This is a genomic window from Vibrio sp. J2-4 (assembly GCF_021728155.1).
GTDB lineage: Bacteria > Pseudomonadota > Gammaproteobacteria > Enterobacterales > Vibrionaceae > Vibrio > Vibrio diabolicus.
Window position 1 is genome coordinate 788,642 of record NZ_JAKKCN010000003.1, and the last position, 19,025, is coordinate 807,666.

The window sequence follows — 19,025 nt, forward strand, 5'->3', positions numbered from 1 at the left end:
TCGAGGTAACTCGCTATTACTCTCCAGATCGTTTTCGCTTGGTTTCAAACTGATAAGTGGGCGACTTTTTCTGATGTTCCAGCTTTTCTTCCAGCACCTCAATTCGATGCAATACTTTTTCGGTCAGTTTTCGATTGAACCCTATTAGATCGGCCACCAACCCCATCAATAAAGTGATGAAACCCAAGATAAGTAGCGTTGACCCCAAGACCAATGACTGAATATGGCCATCTCCCGCTCCATTTAAAAAGAAATACAGGAATCGCATAATGGGAATCACACCGCAAATCATCGCCACAGAGCCAATAAACAAAAACACTTGCAGAGGTCGGTACATGGTATAAACCCTGACCAAAGTAGAGAGCGACATTTTTAGAAACTGCGGAATGCTCTTAAACAGACGGGACTCTCGCGTTTTTTCATTAGTTCGGATTGGCACCGAAACCACACCAATCCTTTTTGCACTTGCTTGAATCAACATTTCTATTGTGTAGCTAAAATCCGATACGATATTAAGTTGTTGTGCCGCTCTTCTCGATATTGCGCGAAAACCACTCACAGCATCTTTAACATCCAATCCCGTCGCTTTGGCAATAATAAAGCTCCCCGACACTTGTAAACATCGTTTAAATACAGAGAAATGTGTATTGCTATACCCTCCTCGGTCACCAACAACAATTTCTGCTTGGTGCTCGATAATAGGCTTAACCAAGTGCGGAATATCGGCCCCATTATATTGATTATCGCCATCGGTGTTCACAATGATATCAGCATGAAGACGAAGGCACTCCTCAATCCCTCTTCGAAATGAGTAAGCAAGCCCCTTATTGCCCTGGTTAGTAATAATATTCTCAACACCACACTTGCGTGCGACTTCTGAAGTACCATCCGTAGAACCATCATCGATGATTAGAATCTCTATCTTAGCGATACCATCAACGCGCTTTGGTATTGAGCGAATAACATCAGCAATATTGTCCGCTTCGTTAAAGCACGGAATTTGAACAATTAACTTCATGCTTGCTCCTCATGTTCTGAATCAACATTACTGTGCGTATTAGAAGCCGGTAAATAACCTCTGCTTCTCTTCAAGGTTGCGAGGTCGGTACAGGTTATCTCCCCAACGCAGAACGACTTTACCTGGCTCTTTCGACGCTAATTCATAGACACCCCGCGCCAAGTATCGAGCTTGACCTGCCAACCAAACCTTGCCATTAATCATAAGACTATTGCTAGCTTCAAGCGTATATAGGCCCTCGATGTTGACCATAACTTCCCGATTAAGAGAGTTGGGCGTCAATTCAAACGTCTTTCCTGCAACATACAGGTGCGACCAATGATGAATGTAGTTCTGCCTTAACGCTTGAATATCTAGCCTTAATAGCCCTTTATCGGTTTTGTCAGGGCCAAACACATCTAAATAGTGCGAATTAACCAGTACAAAAGCCGGATTGTCTTGCTCTATAGCATTGCGAATAACGGGGATGTTTCTCGCAATATAATCTTCGTAACCCCACGTACTCATGAAAAAACCTTGTTTTGAAAAAGTCGGAACCATGGAGCATCGATCAATATAAGCAACAGGCTGAGGAAAGATTTTATGTACTTCATCAAGAAACTGACGCTGGTAGGCCAAGTTGCTTTTTATCGGTAAAACAAAACCATTCACCACAATGGATACCGCAAACAAGCAAGGAACAATAAAATTAAAAAATTGTGCAACTCTTGCGTTAGTGAAATTCTGGATACCAACCCAAGCCACAGCAAATAAAGCACTCACTGGAGCAAGCATAAAAGCGTAATAGTATGGGAAAGCGTTGCGATAAAAGAGCAAAGTGAAGAGTAATAAACTTAGGCACAAAAACTTAATCGATGACTCCCGGCTTAATAGCTTTTGCGAAAAACACGCATAAACAGCAGTACCAATACCAATGAAAAGAGCTAACCAATACCATGAGTTCGTCGAAACTGAATGAACAAAGTAAAACAATCGAGGAAAAAGCTCGCGCTGGTTTAGTGTCTTATCCGCAGCACCGAACATCGTTCCTGCATCACCAACCGAACTCGCTCCATGTATAGAGAAGTAATGCCAACTGTATAGCATCGCAAAGGCAACCAGTATTGCGACTCCATACATGAGAACTTGCCTAAAATAACGCTTACGATTTCGCGACCAATAAAGCGAGGTTAAAACTATGCCTATAAAAGTCGGGATATACAGAGCGGTCTTTAAAGTGACGAGCAAGGCGACAGCCGTAAGGACACCAGCAAGAATGGATACACGCCAAGAAAATGTTGTACTAAACACATAATACAGCGCCGCCATGATCATACATGTCGCGATAGGATCAGTACGAAAACTGGCCCCCATACGAACATTATAAACAAAAGAAAAATAGGCAAGCACCGCAAAAAGTGCCGCCGATTTGCTGCAGTACAATCGACATAACTTGTATAGATAAAATCCCGTGAGTAATTGAAAGAAGACCATAACGACTCTCGCCACAATGATCTGGTCAACATCGTTATCTGATACACCACTCAGCCAAGTAAAGAAGTGAATGTGAAAGGTTTGGAAACTATTAATCACCTCGCCGTTAATAAACCGATGCACAAAAGATAGGTAATAAAACTCGTCCCAATTTACTTCGTAATTAAACGCAACAAAAAACCGAGCGATTACAGCCACTACGATTAGAATACAAAGAAAAATAGAAGTGCTAGAGGTAGTATCTCTATCCGATAAATGACGTTTATTAACCTGTTCAACAGTCTCCATTCACCCTTCCTTGTTAATCGTTTCTCGACTAGTGGCATGCTCTGAGACATTAAGTTGTATGAATAAGGTTAGAACTGCCAGTAATGAGTATAGTCATGATTCAAAACCAAATAAGGGGTGGCAGGAGAAGTTTCGAGAGCAAAACACCGTTGAGCAACGAGACCGTGTTTTTATTCCACACTTTGAAAGCGGGAAACTTTGCATTATTTCAAAAGGCTTTAGTATTAAGTCTCTCAACATATCTTGAACACTCACTGTGCACTGACTACAATGGCGCACTTTTTACGGAATTTAGGTCACAAACATGACAGATACAGCTAAACCAGCTCTACCAGATCGCCTAGCAGGTAACCCACGTAGCCCATTCTTCATCAAAGAATGTTTCGATCACCAAATCGGTATCCGTTTTAACGGCAAAGAGCGCACAGACGTAGAAGAATACTGCGTGAGCGAAGGTTGGGTGAAAATTGCTTCTCCTAAAGCAAAAGACCGTTTTGGTAACCCAATGCTGATCAAACTTAAAGGCGAAGTTGAAGCGTACTACGTATAAGCTGACCAAGCTGAATTTCTTTGAAAGCTCGAGTTTGACTCGGGCTTTTTTAATGCCTGTTATATCCCTTTCTCGATTAATCTATTCCCTCCTCTATTCAGTACAAGTTATTAAGAAATCGATGTAAATCGCTGTTTTTATCTGATTGTTGGCTAAAGTTTATATAGAACTTACTGTAATAACCATTGCCAAAAGAAACGACACCTTTTGAATACAGGGAGAGGAAATGGAAAGCCCACTTGTCACACTCAAACACGCCAGCAAAAGCTTTGTTGATGGCAAAGAGACACATCGCGTGTTGGAAGGAGTCGATTTCACCCTGAATTCAGGAGCGAGTGTCGCACTGACGGGGGCAAGTGGTAGCGGCAAAAGTACTTTACTCAATATCATCGCTGGCTTTGAACCACTTTCCGGTGGTGAGTTGTGGCTAGACGGCGACAACGCAGCGGCTTGGAAAGACCCAAAATGGAGCCGCTTCCGCCATCAAAAGCTCGGCGTTATCTTCCAGCAATTCAACCTCTTAACACCTCTTAACGTAAAGAAAAACATCGCCTTTCCTCTCAATTTGAATCAACAGAAATGGAATGACTGGTGCGATTATCTGGTCGAAACGTTAGGCATCAGCCAGCTTCTCGACAGGCATGTTTCTGCTCTTTCAGGCGGTCAACAACAACGCGTCGCGATTGCCCGTGCACTTGCCCACAAACCCAAACTTCTGCTTGCCGATGAACCCACAGGCAACCTTGACCAAAAAGCGGGCTTAGAAGTGATGAAACTACTCAGTGAAATCACCACCCAAGGCAATACCGCTGTGCTCTTGGTGACCCACAGCCCTGAGTGTGCCGAGTTCATGCAAACCCAATTACGTTTAAAAGATGGGCGTTTGAAGGATGGTCGTTTGCAAAGCGGACTGACGCAAAATCAGCGCGATGTAAATGAGCAACATCATGAAGCAAGCTAAGCAACCAAACACCAGATTCACTCATACGCGACTCGCCCTGAATCTGTTTGCGGCACATTATCGACAATCGCCGCTGCAAGCCGCTGCGATTCTGATCGGTATCGTACTGGCTGTGACCTTGTTTGTTGCGGTGCAAGCCATCAACCTCAATGCCAAGCGCAGTTATGCGGAGTCTACCGAGCAGCTTAGCGCACAAGCTCAGAACTTAATTATTCCACCAGCAGGGCAAAACTATCTGCCCGAATCGCTCTACTTCACCCTTAGACAAAACGGACTCAGTGCAACACTACCTGTAATTGAAGGGCGAGTGAGAGACGAACAAGGGCGTCGCTGGTCAGTACAAGGTAGCGAGTTGATTGCCGCCATCTCTTCACGTTCTCGCTATTCATCAGAAAACCAGCAGAACGTATCTTTGTTCGACAGTGCTTTACCTTTACCAGAGCTTTTAGCTGGCAAGCCGATCGTGATGATGAGCCAATCTCAACATCAAAACTTGGGAGAGCTGGAAACCCTAACTTTAGACGACATTCCAACCCAAGTGGTGGTGTTGCCTGACGAATGGCAGTTAGGTAGCCGAATGTTGATGGACATAGGCTTCGCCCAGCAACTGCTCAATAAACAAGGACAGCTCAGTTACATTGCGGTTTTCCATTCGGGTGATAAAGGGAATAAAGACACGCAAGCAAATTGGCAAAGCATCATTGGTGAGCAAGGACAATGGATTTCCAATAATCAAAGTACCGACCTTGGCTCGCTGACCGATAGTTTTCACCTCAATCTCACCGCAATGAGCTTACTCGCCTTTTTAGTCGGGCTGTTCATTGCTTACAACGGCGTCAAGTACAGCTTGCTGAAACGCAATCGGCTGTTAGTGCAGATTCAACAGGCGGGCGTTGCGCCGAGCATTGTGTTCTCTGCGCTGTTAGTTGAACTCACTATTCTCGTTACCATCGGCGCTTCCCTCGGTTTTGTATTGGGCATGCAGCTCAGCCATTGGTTGCATCCGACTGTAGCACTGACTTTAGAACAACTTTACAGCGCAACACTGTTGCCTGGCACTTGGCAGTGGCAATGGTGGGCGCAAGCACTGCTGCTCACGTTAGCCGCAACCCTGTTGGCTTGTTGGCAACACTTTAAACAGCGAGTGCGCCAGCCGCTTTCCTCTCATGGCGGATTTTATCAGGCACCTGAAGCTTCTAACGAAAACCAATTGTTCGTGATAGGTGCTGCGTTGACGGCTCTCGCACTCGCAGGGTTATGGCTGAGTGAGCATCACCGCTTCACCATGGCGTGGCTCGGCATACTTGTGGTGTCGATTCCTTTGTATCTACCTAAAACACTCAGCGTGTTAGCCAATTGGTGTGAAAAGCGCACCAGTTCTGGTTTGATGCAGTATCTGTTTGCTGAGCTGCGCGAGCTGATTTCTCCGCTTTCTCTCGCCATGATGGCACTGCTACTCGCCGTTACTGCCAATATGGGGATGAATACCTTAGTGGGCAGCTTCGAATCCACCCTAAAACAGTGGCTAGAACAGAGGCTACATGCCGATATTTACGTCAGCCCTGCGCAAGGGGAAATCGCAGATGTGGAGCGCGCGTTAGGGCAGTTCGACAAGGTTGAGACAGTCTACAAGCAATACTACGTCGACGATAACCTGCAAGGTTTACCGATTTTGCTTGGCACCAAAGACAAAGATACCTTAGAACAAACCATGGTGTTCAAATCGCATTTGGAGAACTTCTGGCAGCATTTTTACCAAGGTAAGTTAGTCGCCATCAGTGAACCAACCGCGATCAAACTGGGTTTATCACTGGGTAGCGAACTTAAGCTTGATGCCATTCCAAATAAGAACCTGCTTGTGGGTGCGATATTCCGCGATTACGGCTCACCCAATGGTGAAGTGTTATTAGCACCAAAGTTATGGAAAGAGAGCGGATTTACCGACCTGCCGACAAGCCTTGGCATAAAAGTCTCGGGGGACCCACAAATCGTCTACGAGCAACTGCGCGATCAATTGAATCTGCATCCAAGTCAGCTCTACGATCAGGTGCAAATCAAATCCATCGCGTTGGATATTTTCTCGCAGACCTTCGCCATTACGCGCGCACTCAACGGCGTGACTTTGATGGTCGCCGTGATTGGTTTGTTCAGTGCTTGCTTCATGTTGCTTGACGCGCGCAAAGCCGCCATTGCAAGACTGTATGCACTTGGCGTCAGCCGTCGTAAATTAATGACCATGGTGGTCGGACAGATCATTGCTTTGGTGAGTTTTACTCTGGTTATCGCCTTACCTCTAGGAGCTATGGTGGGTTATGTGCTGACAGATATCGTCACCTTGCGCGCTTTTGGTTGGAGCTTAAATTATCTGTGGAATTGGAGTGATGCCCTCAGCATTGCGGCAATCACCATCTTGGTGGCGGTGATTGCAACCTTGATTCCGCTGTGGCGATTGGTCAGTAAGCCTGTCGTGTCCAGTTTGCAAAGCGAGGTGTTGTGATGGTTCGGTTGGCAAGCAAACTTACTCTACTCATAAGCAGTCTGTTCCTATTTGGATGTGAAGATCCCCAACAAAAAAATATGGGCACGCAAAATATGGGCGCATTGCTGGGCAGTGGAGATATGCAAAGCGAGAGCAACCGATTCACACCCGTAGAAAAAGGTGTTGAACTCACCTTTCCTACCGATCATCAAGCGCACCCAAACTTTCGTCATGAATGGTGGTACTTAACCGCTAACTTAATTGATGAAGAAGGTAATCCTATCGGAATACAGTGGACTCAATTTCGCTTTGCTGCTGCGCCACCAATGGGCGAAGATGACGTGAAGAAAACCGAATGGCAAACTCAGCAAATCTACATGGCGCATAGCGCGGTTACAACGCAAGACAAACATTATGCTGATGAAAAATGGTCACGCGATCAAGCCTCTCTAGCTGGCGTCGACACCTCACCATTTCGGGTTTATCTCGATGATTGGCAGTGGACTTCTTCAACCAACGACCTCTTCCCTGCCACTTTGAAAGCGAACTCCGAACAGTTTGGCTATTCCCTGACGCTTACCAGCAGCGCACCGTATCAAAAGCAAGGCGAGCAAGGGTACAGCACCAAAAGCGCCGATGGTCAGGTGGCTTCCTATTATTACAGCCAACCGTTTATTGATGTCTCCGGTGAAGTCACTATCGACGGCGAAACCTATCAAGTGTCGGGCAAAGGTTGGATAGACCGAGAGTGGAGCTCGCAATTCTTACTCGACTCACAACAAGGCTGGGACTGGTTTGCCCTAAGATTGAGTGACGAGACCAGCTTGGTGGTGTTCCAATTGCGGGATTCCGAAACCGGAGCAGCCAGTTACTCCAGCGCAAGGCTGATGCAGCAAGATGGTTCTGGCATCGCTATCCCACAAAAAGACATTCAGTTAGAGGCGACCAAGCAAACAGAAATCCAAGGGCGAAAGTATCCAATCCAGTGGCAAGTGTCGATTCCAAATCAGCAAATTGAGCTTACCGTTTCTGCTCTCAACCCGAACGCGAAAATGCCTCTTTCTGTGCCTTATTGGGAAGGCCCAGTGCGTATTGAGGGCTCTCATTCTGGGACTGGTTATATGGAGCTGACGGGATATTAAGCGCTCTGAACGGATTTCAATTACCGTTGAGAAGCCATCTTAAGAACCATCTCCTACCCGCAACAGAATGCATCACAATCAGAAATAAATGACTACGACGCATTTATTCGATACTAGCCTTGAATCCTTGCTTCATTGCGGTACGCTTTGAGCAAATCAAACAAGGGTGGCCCCTCTCATGCGTGTCGATTATCACCAACGACTCGTTCCTGTTATTCGCTATCTGGAACAGCACTTTAACGATCCTCTCAATTTGCTCGAAGTGGCAGCGCTAGCCAACCTCTCTCCCTATCATTTTCACCGTACCTTTAAGGCGGTACAAGGCGAAACATTAGCCGACTTCATTCGACGTTTACGGCTAGAGGCGGCAGCAGACGACCTTTTCAAATCAAAGCAACCAGTGCTGAACATCGCGTTAGAGTACGGTTTTTCTAGTTCGCAAAGCCTAGCTAAGGCGTTTAAGCAGCATTATGGCGTAACACCAACCGCCTTTCGCGACTGTAAAAACTACCAGCAATTTTCTGAACTCGCGCGAAACAGCAAGATTGGACACGCACTGCGCAAGAATGGAAACGAACGAGCCCTAAGCGATTCATATACTGACTCTGAACTCACAACATGGAGCAACAATATGGAAACGCAAAACTTTGATAAAGCAAAACTGGCTTACATTCGCGTAAACGGCCCTTACGGCCAAGGCTATGAAGAGCCATCAGGTCGCTTGTATCAATGGGCAGGGATAAAAGGTTTAGCGGGTAATACCTGTATCTTCATTTATCACGATAACCCAGAAATCACGCCAGACGAGAAGTGTCGTACTGACATCTGTCTAATGGTGCCAGAAGATACCGAAGTACCAAAAGGCATTGAGCTGCAAGACTTCCCCGGCGGTCAATATGCGGTGATGCGCCAGCAAATTACCGAATTCAGCCAATACCCTAAAGCATGGGATGATTTGATGAGCAAAGTGGTTGAATCTGGTATTGAGAACGACTGTCGACCTTGCTTCGAACTTTATCATAGCTACGATCCACAAACGCACCATGCAGACGTCAGCTTCTGCACTGCCATCAAATAATCGAAAAAAGCCTGCACGTTCGCAGGCTTTCCTTCTATTAGAAATAATGTCTAAATCGATTAGATCGCTTCGCCGTTTACTGTAACAGCAACATCAATATTGCCACGAACGGCGTTTGAGTATGGGCAAACTTGGTGTGCAATGCGCGTTAGCTCTAATGCTTGTTCTTGTGGTAGATCTAACTCTGCCGCGAGGCTAACGGTCAACGCAAAGCCACCGTTTTCATTCGGACCAATACCCACTTCCGCTGTTACGGGTGCACTTTTCAGGTTTACTTTACCTTCACGTGCTACGTGCAGAATAGCGTTAGAAAAACATGCTGAATAGCCCGCTGCGAAAAGCTGCTCAGGGTTAGTTGCTGCACCTGTGCCGCCCATTTCCTTCGGGTATGACAGCTCTAGATCGAGAAGACCGTCATCTGTTTTTACTTGACCATTACGACCAGCCAAAGCAGTAGCTTGAGTTTTGTATAGAGTAGTCATGCGATTGTCCTTCTTAATTTAAGTTGTGCACAATTTAATTGTTTGCAATCTTATATCGAAGTAAAGATAGTTTGCAACTATATTGTGCACAATTTATTTTGTTACTCTCTTTCTCTGTGAGCAGGTAGGCAACGCCAATGAGCCAGTGTTACACCGACAACACCATGACCAACGACGATAAACTCTTACTCGAAAACCAAGTTTGCTTCCCGCTCTATAGTGCAGCAAATGCGGTGATCCGAGCTTACCGCCCTTTGCTGGACGAACTTGATCTGACTTATTCGCAATACTTAGTGATGATGGTGTTGTGGGAGAAAGACGGTGCCAGTGTTAAAGAACTGGGCTCGCAACTGCATTTGGATTCAGGCACGCTCACGCCGCTGCTTAAACGATTAGAAACAAAAGGCTATGTAGAACGTGGTCGTAGTGAAACCGATGAGCGCGTTCGCGTACTCAACCTAACCGAGCAAGGTCGTGACCTCAAAGAGCAAGCCAAGTCAGTGCCAAACGCCATGATGTGTAAAATCACGTTAGAGCTGGATGAAATGATCATGCTGAAGAAGTTGTGCGGCAAGGTGCTCGACAATCTGAACTAAAAAATAAAAGCATCAGCTTCCCCACTTCTTATTAGAAAGAGCCTGCCGAAATGCAGGTTCTTTCGATCTTAGCCGGACGATCTCTTAAAGGTCATCATCGGTATCTCTATTACCACTCGGCCTTCATCTTCAATAAAACCTATCAAAGCAAACTCACTTACATCGGGCTTCCCTATGAATAAAGATAGGAAATGACTATCAATAGGATAGTTACAAGCGATTTTCCTTAAACACAATCCAATGCGAATATACTTTCCGAAAGCAAGAACTGCTCACCCTAAAACATTCTGAGGAAAGTAAAAATGATTAATACAAAGATCAAACCATTTGCAGCTACAGCATACAAAAACGGCGAATTCGTTGAAGTAACAGAACAAGACGTTCTAGGCAAATGGGCTGTATTCTTCTTCTACCCAGCAGACTTCACATTCGTATGTCCGACAGAACTAGGTGACCTAGCAGACCACTACGAAGAGCTACAAAAACGCGGCGTTGAAGTGTACTCAGTATCAACAGACACACACTTCACTCACAAAGCTTGGCACGATAGCTCAGAAACCATCGGCAAGATCCAGTACTACATGCTTGGTGACCAAACAGGCAACATCACAAACAACTTCGGTGTGATGCGTGAAGGCCAAGGTCTTGCAGACCGTGCAACGTTCCTAATCGACCCAGAAGGTACTATCCAAGCAATGGAAATCACTGCTGAAGGTATCGGTCGTGACGCAGAAGACCTACTACGCAAAGTGAAAGCAGCTCAGTACGTAGCAGCACACCCAGGCGAAGTTTGCCCAGCAAAATGGAAAGAAGGTGAAGAGACACTAGCGCCATCACTAGACCTAGTTGGCAAAATCTAAGCCACTGATAGCACACGCTAAGCGCGCATTGAGTTCCTAGCTAGCTTAGCGTCTAAATTAGAGAGCATTCCAGGTTAGATACTTTGACGACCTTCGGCCTGGTTTGCTCTCCCCTTCGATTTATCCAGAGTAACCATTGAATTAAGGCGATAACAACTATGTTAGACCAAGCGATCCAACAACAACTCAAACAATATCTGGCTAACGTAAAACAAGAAGTACGTTTAGTGGTTAGCCTAGATGAAAGCAAAGCATCAAACGACATTCTCTCTCTAGCCAACCAAATTGCTGAGATGAGCGACCTCATCACCGTTGAACGTGACGACAACGCCAGCGCACGTAAACCGGTAATGGCCGTCACTAACCCAGAAAAAGGCACTGCACTGCGTTTTGCCGGTTTACCTATGGGCCACGAATTTACCTCTCTGGTATTGGCGCTGCTGCACTCTGGCGGTCACCCAATCAAACTAGAGCCAGAAGTGATTGAGCAAATCGCGGCACTAGACAAAGATCTAGACGTAGAAATCTTCATTTCACTGTCGTGTCAAAACTGTCCGGACGTGGTTCAAGCGTTCAACATGATGGCGGCGATCAACCCGAGAGTAAAAGCAACCATGATCGACGGTGGTTTGTTCCAAGATGAAGTGAAACAACGCGACATCATGGCCGTACCAAGCGTATTTGTGAACGGTGAGCTATTCGGTCAAGGTCGTATGTCGCTGACTGAAATCCTAAACAAAGTGGATGACGGCGCGAGCGAGAAAGCGGCGAAAGCACTGAGCGAAAAAGACCCATACGACGTACTTGTTGTCGGCGGTGGTCCTGGTGGTAGCGCAGCTGCTCTATATGCTGCTCGTAAAGGTATTCGCACTGGCGTTGTTGCTAAACGCTTTGGTGGTCAGGTGATGGACACCATGGCAATCGAGAACTTCATTTCGGTAAAACGCACTGAAGGTCCAAAACTGGCCACTGACCTAGCTGAGCACCTAAAAGAATACGACGTAGACGTAGTAACTGAGCAACAAGCTGACAAGCTAATGGGCGCAGCACACACAGAAGATGGTTTGATTCACATCCAACTTGAAAGCGGGGCAACGCTGAAGAGTAAGAGTGTCATCCTAAGCCCTGGTGCACGCTGGCGTGAAATGAACGTTCCGGGTGAGCAAGAATACCGAAACAAAGGCGTCGCGTACTGCCCACACTGTGACGGTCCACTGTTCAAAGGCAAGAAAACTGCGGTTATCGGTGGTGGTAACTCAGGCATCGAAGCCGCTATCGACCTTGCTGGTATCGTAGAACACGTAACGGTTCTTGAATTCGCAGACGTACTTCGTGCAGACCAAGTGCTTATCGACAAAGCGAACTCACTACCAAACGTAGACATCATCACAATGGCGCAAACAACAGAAGTAGTGGGCGACGGTACTCGCGTAACAAGCTTGAAGTACAAAGACCGCAACACAGATGAAATCAAAGAGATTGAACTGTCAGGTATCTTTGTTCAAATAGGTCTAGTACCAAACACAGAATGGCTAAAAGATTCAGAAGTAGCGCTATCTGAGCGCGGCGAGATTGAAGTCGGCAGCCGTGGTGAAACCTGCTTAGAAGGTGTTTTTGCAGCCGGTGACGCAACCACCGTTCCTTACAAACAGATCATCATTGCGATGGGTGAAGGTGCAAAAGCAAGCTTAGGCGCATTTGACTACCTAATCCGTAAGCAAGGTTAATCTCCAATTTCTTGAGCACAAAGCGCACGGTGCGGTGTTTTCTTCCCCGGAAAACCAATCGGGGCACCGTGACAGCGATGAGTAACAAGAAATAAAATCAAAAAAAACCTAGAAGCCCAAAGACTTTGCCAGCAGGTATTAACTGCTGGCTTTTTTGGTTTTTGGGGAGGGGTGTAAGTACATCCCCCAGCACTCCGAGTTCAAACTGGAGGGAATGGCTCTACAATCACGGATAATTCAATTCACACCACCAGCATCACAACGCGCTGCAAATAGATTCTGAATACTCGCTTAGGCTCCTTCAGAATGACGCTGTTCGTTTAGCGCTCTCTTCACGTCATTCCCGCGAACCTAGGTGAGACTGGGAATCTACCCACCGCAAGCTTGAACGAAAGAAATTCATACACATACACGTGACGCATCAACGGTTAGAGGGTTCTGAACATGATCCTCCTCTCAACGTCAAACCACCAACCCCACCTAACCTGCGCTTGTATCAAACTCTAAAGATCTCAGCACTCCGAGCTCAAGGTGGCAAGTTCTACAATCGCGGATAATTCAATTCACACCGCCAGCATCACAAAGCGCTGAGAATAGATTCTGAGTACTCGCTTAGGCTCATTCAGAATGACGCTGTTCGTTAAGCGCTCTCTTCGCGTCATTCCCGCGAACCTAGGTGAGACAGGGAATCTACTCACCACAAACTCGCTCGAAAATGATTAGCACGAACAAACAAAAGATGAAAGAGGGTTGCAAGCACCTAACCCAACTCGCAGATTCAAAGTACCACTCCACCGAATCTCTCCATGTACCAAGCTCCAAATATATCAACCCTAAAAAATTTTAAAAAAGCCCTTTACCTCGACTTAACTTGAGGTTTTAGCATGTTCATCGTTGGCTAGGAAATGACAAAAAGGAGCACATCATGATCCAACTAGAACATATTAATTTAGTCGTGAAAAACATCCCTGAAATGCTGAAGTTTTATCAAACTGCATTTCCACATTGGTACGTGCGTGATGAGGGGAAAGGCGAATGGAGTGGCAAGCCAAGAAACTGGCTACATTTTGGCGACGAGTATCAATATATTGCGATGAGTGACCACGGTGAAGGAGAGAACCGCGAGTTGGGCGGCCACCAAGTAGGGCTAGCGCATTTTGCTTATGTGACCAATAACGTCGAAGCCATCATACAAAGACTGACCGATGCAGGTTATCCGATTGCCCAACCTGGGGCTGATGAGCCATATCGCAAGAATGTGTATTTTGTTGACCCGGCAGGTTTTGAGATCGAATTCGTTGAATACCTGACGGATGATCCAAAACTTCGTAACCTGACAAGCTAAAAGAGACGTAAATAATAAAACGCCAGCAGATGGTTACTGCTGGCGTTTTAGTTTATCTATCAGGTTTCTTTATCGCATTAGCGCTGTTTGGCAAAAACCTGAGTCCAGTAATACCCGTAGCTTGCCGAGTGATTTTCGACAAGCGACGCGCCCATCTGATCAAAATCCGCACTCATGATATTGAGGCAGTGACCTTCGCTCGATAACCAAGCATTAACGACGGCGTTGATGGAACTTTGCCCTACGGCGACATTCTCACCAATGGCGCTCCAAGCATAGCCCGTTGCGTTGACTCGATCTGACATATTGCTGCCGTCAGAGCCTGTATGACTCATGAAATCGCTGTTCGCCATGTCGCTTGAGTGGCGATAAGCGGCGCTTTCCAAATCGTAGCTCCAAGTCAGGGCCCCAACAGGTGGCATGGTGGTTGCGCCACACTGTTGTGTAGTAGAGCGAGCGCTGTTGACCGCTTCGAGCATCTGCTCGGCAAATGTGCCTTGTGACGATGTGGAACCTGTGTTTTGAGAGCCGTTTTCTACAGGCGCTGACGACTCCCCATCGCCGCCACATGCGCTGAGAAGTAGGGCCAAAGCAGGCACTAAGATCTTAGTTGGCATTGTCTTTCCTTTATGAGTGACGAAGAGCAAACTGCGCTTGTCGATAATAACGCCCAATAACCTAACAAAAACCCATAAAAGCACCATATGGCTTGGAGTGTTTTAACCAAAGACTCACATGAAGTTTTCAATCACCTTGGTTCGGTTGGTAAATCGGCAACGTTTCAGCCCACGTATGGAATGGCGTTTCATCCATATCCTGTATCGCTTGGGTGATAAAATCGATGAACACCCTCACTCGAGCAGGCACATATTCCCGGTTGGCATAGAGAAGATACACGCCATTTCCTGCTTGGCGCATACTCGGAAATATCGGCACTAAACGCGCCGCTTTGAGCCAATCTCTCGCGATAAAGTGAGGAATCTGAGTTAACCCTATGCCTTCTGCGCAAAGCTCTGCCATGGATTCGCCGTCGTTTACAATAAAATTTCTCTCGGGGTTATACTCACTTGCACCGTCTGGTTCTGGCATCCGAATCGGCAACAGTTTCCCCGTTTGTTTAAAACGAAAACGAACCCAAGAATGGTCATTGAATACATCCGGGCCACTCGGAACACCATGCCGCGCTAAATAATCCTGACTGCCACAAATAATAAAATCGATAGGACTTAGCTGGCGCACAATCAACTGGCTGTCCTGAACGACACCAGATCTAATAGACACATCAATCCCTTGCTCAATAATATCAACGTAGGCGTCATCGTAATGAATATCGATAGTGATACTGGGGTAGCGGCGACAAAACTCTTTTAATAAAGGGCGAATGTAAAGGCGACCGTAAGAGACCGGCACATTAATCTTAAGCAGTCCTGAAAGCGCATCATTGTGGCTTTTCAATGAATCCTCACACGCCGTCAGTTCGTCCAGTACAAACCTAGCGGTATTTGCGTATCGACGACCGGCTTCTGTCAGACGGATCTGTCGCGTAGAACGCTGGAACAGCTGTATTCCCAAGTCGCTTTCAAGACGATGGATGGCCTTACTCACCGTAGAAGGATCTGTGCCATACGCTTTGGCGGCCGCAGCAAAACTGCCACCTTCTAAAGTGGCAATAAAAAATCGTAGGGACCGTATCTTATCCATAAAACTCGTGCATTCCATTCGTGAACTTTATTCACTTTAGTAAAGACAAAGTGGCTCTTCAATCACCAATCAGCCCAAATATAATGAATCTCAATAACTTGATGCTCTGTTAGCGAGGAAAAAACAATGGGTAAAAATGGATTAAAGAATGCACTACAACTATTGATAGCGACCTTAGTCCTATTCTTTGGGATGCTTCAAACGGCACATGCTGCGGATAAACGCATTGGCATTCTGGTTTACGACGGCGTACTGACCTCTGATGTTACTGCGCCTTTAGAGGTCTTTGGCGTCGCAAGTCGTCTGACTTGGTTTAGCGATTATGAAGTAGTCACTATTTCCGTCTCTGATCAGAAAACCATTATCACTGAAGAGGGATTAAAAATTGGTGTGGATGCTTGGATTGGCGATCAGCCGGAACTCGACGTGCTGGTTTTAACATCCAGCTACGACATGGATTCGCTAATCGAAAACAAGGATCTAATTCACTTTATTCAAACCACCTCAAAGGCGGCAGATTGGATGGCAAGTAATTGCTCTGGTGCGTATCTATTGGCCGAGGCTGGCCTTTTAAACGGTAAGAAAGCGACGACATGGGCAGGAGGTGAAAACGGATTACAAAAAGACTATCCAGCAGTTGATGTACAGGTCGACCAGAATTTTGTTGTTGATGAGGGCGTCATCACCTCAAACGGCAGCCTAGTTAGCTATCAAGCCGCCCTTAAATTGCTGCATCTCATGACTTCGGAATCTAAAGCTCAAGAAGTCGCAGACGCCCTTCAATACTCACGTTTTTCTACCCAGCCATTTTAAGCGGGCAAGAATGAAACCGCAGGTAACCTTTGAGCTTCAGAGGTTACCTTGCTACTCAGCTCTACACTTCTGATCTTAATGCTATGGAAAAACACAAACGATACGAAGCAATGACGAAGGAGCGATACCAAGATATCTATCGTCTCGCGTATTGGCTATGCAAAGATCATCACCTTGCTCAAGATTTGGCGCAAGAAACCTTTCTGAAAGCGTGGCGATTCTTTGATAACTTAAATGATCCCAATGCCGCGAAGCCTTGGCTCATCACCATTTTGCGTCGTGAGAATGCTCGGCGCTTTGATAAAAAGCAGTACGATTTTGTCGATATTGATGAGTGTGTAATACAGGCAAAAACCTACCCTGGCAGTGACCACGACATGGCACAAGATTGGCTTAAAAAACAAATGATGATTCTCGAACCCAAATACCGAGAGCCATTGGTCTTAAAACTCGTAGTCGGGTTTAATCATAATGAAATTGCTCAAGTCTTAGAGCTTAATCACAACACCGTGGCGACTCGATTATTCAGAGCACGCAATCAGATCATTGCGCAGAGGGAGGGCGATCAAGACACAAAAAAGTAGTCAATCATGTCAACTAACTGGCTATGCTCCGGTCTATTTCATAAGTCGTTACACAACTCGGCGCTTTAACGCTTTACATCAAGCGCGACTAGATGAACACTTCTCGTCAAAGTACAATAACAGCCGACATAGAGTAGAGTCAGTAAAACATTATGAGTAACACGACGGCGAAAAAGCCGAATCCCCTATTCGAGATTCTTTTTAACGTATTCATCCCTTCCTTTATCTTGATGAAGTTTAGCGGCGATGAACACCTAGGAACAGCAATGGCGCTGGTTGTCGCTTTGCTATTTCCTATCATTTACGGCGGTATGGACCTTGTCCGGAACAAGAAATTTAACTTTATTTCTGCACTTGGCTTTATCAGTGTTTTATTAACTGGCGGCATTGGCTTGTTAGAGCTCGATACACGTTGGTTAGCCTTGAAAGAAGCCCTGATCCCTGGCCTGATCGGTTTAGCGGTTTTGGGCTCAACGTTTACCCGCTACCCACTGATGCAGAAGTTAGTACTGAATGACACGGTATTGAATTTATCGCTGATTAACGAACGCTTGAAAGAGAACGGTCAATCAGAGGCATTTGAACGTTGTCTAATGTCATCAAACTATCTGTTTGCGAGTACTTTTGCGTTCTCATCCGCGATGAACTACTTCCTTGCGACTTGGATCGTGACCAGTCCTTCGGGCACGGCTGCCTTTAATGAAGAGTTGGGTAAGATGACGCTTTACAGTTACCCAATGATTGCCATCCCAAGTATGTTGATGATGTTCGGTATTTTTTATTACATTTGGCGTCAAGTACGTACGATGACATCGCTCGAGACAGAGCAAATTTTCCATCTAAAATAGTCCCATCATCACAAATAACCCATCAAAAAGGGAGGATTTTATCCTCCCTTTTCTCAACAGACTCACTGTAATTCATAGCGTCAAAATGATTTTTCCTGACACCGCCGATGAGCGTTGCTCAACCATTTCAATCGCAGTTTGAAAATCCTCTAGAGGCAGCTCAGACGCTACATTTAACTTTATATCGTTGGCAATAAAGTGGTCTAGCATTTCAGCGAATACCGCCTTTCTCCCGCCTTTACCTACCGATTCTTCCCAATACCGCAAAAAGAAGGTGCTAAAGTCGATGTTGTTGGTCTTCATCAATTTAAAAAACGCAGGCGTATAAGGCGCTAACGACAATGTTCCGTAGTTGATGTATTGGCCATTTTCTTTCAAGGTACGAATGAGATGCGTGCCAGCCTCACCACCTATCGCATCCAAAGCGGCCGTTGGTTGTGGCAGTTTGCGCGTTTGCAGTTGCGCATGTAAGTCTTGCTTCGCGTCCAACACTGGAATCGTATCGTACGGATACTCGTCTGGCTTTGAAGTGACAGCAATCAGTGTAAAACCCAGTGAATGGGCGAGCTGGGCAAATATCTTACCGATCGCTGACCCTGCCGCATTGATGATTACCACATCCTCTTTGTTCAACTTAGCCACTTTAGTGGTGATAACCCACGCGGTTAGCGCGTTGATGTACAACTGGCAGGCATAGCCGTTATCCAAACGTTCAGGTAGCGGAAAAAGATTCTCGGGCGAAGCATCGATGTAGTATTGCCAAGTACCACTCATCGCCACCAACACTTTTTGCCCAACCTGAAAGCCAGTGTGACCGACAGCACTGACTTCCACCACACGCCCAACCGCTTCAAATCCCGGCACGCGAGGTGGTACGTGAACGCGGCGGTATTGCCCAACACCATAAATGGAAAGCAAGTCACTTGGGTTAATGTTTGTAGCTTCGAGCCTCACCCGAATCTTGCCCTGAACAAGCGGTTTGAGGGGCTCTTTTTCCAACGACAGCGACGTTTTGGGCTGACCAAAACAGAATTGATTCACTCGAGTATTTATCGTTGGTGCCATTGTTATTCATACCAT

Annotated in this window: 18 protein-coding genes; 12 read left to right on the forward strand and 6 right to left on the reverse strand. The window is 46.1% G+C overall.

Features of this window, described 5'->3' with window-relative positions:
• Positions 1 to 16: 16 nt before the first annotated feature.
• The gene (locus tag L3V32_RS13700) at positions 17 to 1,018 is read right to left on the reverse strand and encodes a glycosyltransferase family 2 protein (RefSeq protein ID WP_237284518.1); all 1,002 of its coding nucleotides are present in this window, start codon (positions 1,016 to 1,018) and stop codon (positions 17 to 19) included.
• A 39-nt stretch (positions 1,019 to 1,057) separates the two neighbouring features.
• The gene (locus L3V32_RS13705) at positions 1,058 to 2,779 is read right to left on the reverse strand and encodes a glycosyltransferase family 39 protein (protein WP_237284519.1); all 1,722 of its coding nucleotides are present in this window, start codon (positions 2,777 to 2,779) and stop codon (positions 1,058 to 1,060) included.
• 304 nt (positions 2,780 to 3,083) lie between these two features.
• On the opposite strand from L3V32_RS13705, the gene L3V32_RS13710 reads away from it, so the two are divergent.
• The 5 genes from L3V32_RS13710 (at position 3,084) to L3V32_RS13730 (ending at position 8,989) form a co-directional block, all read left to right on the forward strand.
• Positions 3,084 to 3,329 (forward strand): DUF3297 family protein, encoded by a 246-nt coding sequence (locus tag L3V32_RS13710; protein ID WP_005383498.1) that lies wholly within the window; start codon positions 3,084 to 3,086, stop codon positions 3,327 to 3,329.
• 226 nt (positions 3,330 to 3,555) lie between these two features.
• Positions 3,556 to 4,290, forward strand: a complete 735-nt coding sequence (locus L3V32_RS13715) for an ABC transporter ATP-binding protein (RefSeq protein ID WP_237284520.1) — start codon at positions 3,556 to 3,558, stop codon at positions 4,288 to 4,290.
• Positions 4,277 to 6,787: an ABC transporter permease gene (locus L3V32_RS13720; RefSeq protein WP_237284521.1), complete on the forward strand. Its 2,511-nt coding sequence runs from the start codon at positions 4,277 to 4,279 to the stop codon at positions 6,785 to 6,787. Before L3V32_RS13715 ends, L3V32_RS13720 begins: the two co-directional genes overlap by 14 nt.
• Positions 6,787 to 7,911 carry a lipocalin-like domain-containing protein gene (locus L3V32_RS13725; protein ID WP_237284522.1) on the forward strand — a complete coding sequence of 375 codons (1,125 nt, stop codon included), beginning with the start codon at positions 6,787 to 6,789 and terminating at the stop codon, positions 7,909 to 7,911. The genes L3V32_RS13720 and L3V32_RS13725 overlap by 1 nt, the downstream gene beginning before the upstream one ends.
• Positions 7,912 to 8,089: 178 nt before the next feature.
• Positions 8,090 to 8,989: a GyrI-like domain-containing protein gene (locus L3V32_RS13730; protein WP_237284523.1), complete on the forward strand. Its 900-nt coding sequence runs from the start codon at positions 8,090 to 8,092 to the stop codon at positions 8,987 to 8,989.
• Between the two features lie 59 nt (positions 8,990 to 9,048).
• On the opposite strand, the gene L3V32_RS13735 is transcribed toward L3V32_RS13730, so the two are convergent.
• Positions 9,049 to 9,471 carry an organic hydroperoxide resistance protein gene (locus L3V32_RS13735; protein ID WP_006740859.1) on the reverse strand — a complete coding sequence of 141 codons (423 nt, stop codon included), beginning with the start codon at positions 9,469 to 9,471 and terminating at the stop codon, positions 9,049 to 9,051.
• 137 nt (positions 9,472 to 9,608) lie between these two features.
• On the opposite strand from L3V32_RS13735, the gene L3V32_RS13740 reads away from it, so the two are divergent.
• The 4 genes from L3V32_RS13740 (at position 9,609) to L3V32_RS13755 (ending at position 13,999) form a co-directional block, all read left to right on the forward strand.
• Positions 9,609 to 10,067 carry a MarR family winged helix-turn-helix transcriptional regulator gene (locus tag L3V32_RS13740; RefSeq protein ID WP_237284524.1) on the forward strand — a complete coding sequence of 153 codons (459 nt, stop codon included), beginning with the start codon at positions 9,609 to 9,611 and terminating at the stop codon, positions 10,065 to 10,067.
• Between the two features lie 302 nt (positions 10,068 to 10,369).
• Positions 10,370 to 10,927, forward strand: a complete 558-nt coding sequence (gene ahpC, locus L3V32_RS13745; RefSeq protein ID WP_005395542.1) for an alkyl hydroperoxide reductase subunit C — start codon at positions 10,370 to 10,372, stop codon at positions 10,925 to 10,927.
• 158 nt (positions 10,928 to 11,085) lie between these two features.
• Complete coding sequence (gene ahpF, locus L3V32_RS13750) at positions 11,086 to 12,654, forward strand: alkyl hydroperoxide reductase subunit F (RefSeq protein ID WP_237284525.1); 1,569 nt, start codon at positions 11,086 to 11,088, stop codon at positions 12,652 to 12,654.
• Positions 12,655 to 13,579: 925 nt separating this feature from the next.
• A complete protein-coding gene (locus tag L3V32_RS13755) occupies positions 13,580 to 13,999 on the forward strand; it encodes a VOC family protein (RefSeq protein WP_006740863.1) in 420 nt (139 codons plus the stop codon).
• A 77-nt stretch (positions 14,000 to 14,076) separates the two neighbouring features.
• Here the strand turns inward: L3V32_RS13755 and L3V32_RS13760 are convergent, their stop codons facing one another.
• Together L3V32_RS13760 and L3V32_RS13765 are read right to left on the reverse strand one after the other, a co-directional pair.
• Entirely contained in the window at positions 14,077 to 14,616 is a 540-nt protein-coding gene (locus tag L3V32_RS13760) for a CAP domain-containing protein (RefSeq protein ID WP_025793616.1), read from the reverse strand.
• 127 nt (positions 14,617 to 14,743) lie between these two features.
• Positions 14,744 to 15,700 carry a LysR family transcriptional regulator gene (locus tag L3V32_RS13765; RefSeq protein WP_237284526.1) on the reverse strand — a complete coding sequence of 319 codons (957 nt, stop codon included), beginning with the start codon at positions 15,698 to 15,700 and terminating at the stop codon, positions 14,744 to 14,746.
• A 126-nt stretch (positions 15,701 to 15,826) separates the two neighbouring features.
• Here L3V32_RS13765 and L3V32_RS13770 point away from each other — a divergent pair, with 126 nt between their 5' ends.
• The 3 genes from L3V32_RS13770 to L3V32_RS13780 all read left to right on the forward strand — a co-directional run bounded on the left by L3V32_RS13770 (position 15,827) and on the right by L3V32_RS13780 (position 17,945).
• Entirely contained in the window at positions 15,827 to 16,513 is a 687-nt protein-coding gene (locus L3V32_RS13770) for a DJ-1/PfpI family protein (protein ID WP_237284527.1), read from the forward strand.
• An 83-nt stretch (positions 16,514 to 16,596) separates the two neighbouring features.
• Positions 16,597 to 17,097: a sigma-70 family RNA polymerase sigma factor gene (locus tag L3V32_RS13775; RefSeq protein ID WP_237284528.1), complete on the forward strand. Its 501-nt coding sequence runs from the start codon at positions 16,597 to 16,599 to the stop codon at positions 17,095 to 17,097.
• 152 nt (positions 17,098 to 17,249) lie between these two features.
• Positions 17,250 to 17,945: a VC0807 family protein gene (locus L3V32_RS13780; RefSeq protein ID WP_046875662.1), complete on the forward strand. Its 696-nt coding sequence runs from the start codon at positions 17,250 to 17,252 to the stop codon at positions 17,943 to 17,945.
• A gap of 72 nt (positions 17,946 to 18,017) precedes the next feature.
• On the opposite strand, the gene L3V32_RS13785 is transcribed toward L3V32_RS13780, so the two are convergent.
• Positions 18,018 to 19,010 carry a zinc-dependent alcohol dehydrogenase family protein gene (locus tag L3V32_RS13785; protein WP_237284529.1) on the reverse strand — a complete coding sequence of 331 codons (993 nt, stop codon included), beginning with the start codon at positions 19,008 to 19,010 and terminating at the stop codon, positions 18,018 to 18,020.
• Positions 19,011 to 19,025: the final 15 nt, after the last annotated feature.

Coding starts and splice junctions, on each gene's coding strand:
- L3V32_RS13700 (WP_237284518.1), bottom strand. CDS start 1,018: ATGAAGTTAATTGTTCAAATTCCGTGCTTTAACGAAGCGGACAATATT.
- L3V32_RS13705 (WP_237284519.1), bottom strand. CDS start 2,779: ATGGAGACTGTTGAACAGGTTAATAAACGTCATTTATCGGATAGAGAT.
- L3V32_RS13710 (WP_005383498.1), top strand. CDS start 3,084: ATGACAGATACAGCTAAACCAGCTCTACCAGATCGCCTAGCAGGTAAC.
- L3V32_RS13715 (WP_237284520.1), top strand. CDS start 3,556: ATGGAAAGCCCACTTGTCACACTCAAACACGCCAGCAAAAGCTTTGTT.
- L3V32_RS13720 (WP_237284521.1), top strand. CDS start 4,277: ATGAAGCAAGCTAAGCAACCAAACACCAGATTCACTCATACGCGACTC.
- L3V32_RS13725 (WP_237284522.1), top strand. CDS start 6,787: ATGGTTCGGTTGGCAAGCAAACTTACTCTACTCATAAGCAGTCTGTTC.
- L3V32_RS13730 (WP_237284523.1), top strand. CDS start 8,090: ATGCGTGTCGATTATCACCAACGACTCGTTCCTGTTATTCGCTATCTG.
- L3V32_RS13735 (WP_006740859.1), bottom strand. CDS start 9,471: ATGACTACTCTATACAAAACTCAAGCTACTGCTTTGGCTGGTCGTAAT.
- L3V32_RS13740 (WP_237284524.1), top strand. CDS start 9,609: ATGAGCCAGTGTTACACCGACAACACCATGACCAACGACGATAAACTC.
- ahpC (WP_005395542.1), top strand. CDS start 10,370: ATGATTAATACAAAGATCAAACCATTTGCAGCTACAGCATACAAAAAC.
- ahpF (WP_237284525.1), top strand. CDS start 11,086: ATGTTAGACCAAGCGATCCAACAACAACTCAAACAATATCTGGCTAAC.
- L3V32_RS13755 (WP_006740863.1), top strand. CDS start 13,580: ATGATCCAACTAGAACATATTAATTTAGTCGTGAAAAACATCCCTGAA.
- L3V32_RS13760 (WP_025793616.1), bottom strand. CDS start 14,616: ATGCCAACTAAGATCTTAGTGCCTGCTTTGGCCCTACTTCTCAGCGCA.
- L3V32_RS13765 (WP_237284526.1), bottom strand. CDS start 15,700: ATGGATAAGATACGGTCCCTACGATTTTTTATTGCCACTTTAGAAGGT.
- L3V32_RS13770 (WP_237284527.1), top strand. CDS start 15,827: ATGGGTAAAAATGGATTAAAGAATGCACTACAACTATTGATAGCGACC.
- L3V32_RS13775 (WP_237284528.1), top strand. CDS start 16,597: ATGGAAAAACACAAACGATACGAAGCAATGACGAAGGAGCGATACCAA.
- L3V32_RS13780 (WP_046875662.1), top strand. CDS start 17,250: ATGAGTAACACGACGGCGAAAAAGCCGAATCCCCTATTCGAGATTCTT.
- L3V32_RS13785 (WP_237284529.1), bottom strand. CDS start 19,010: ATGGCACCAACGATAAATACTCGAGTGAATCAATTCTGTTTTGGTCAG.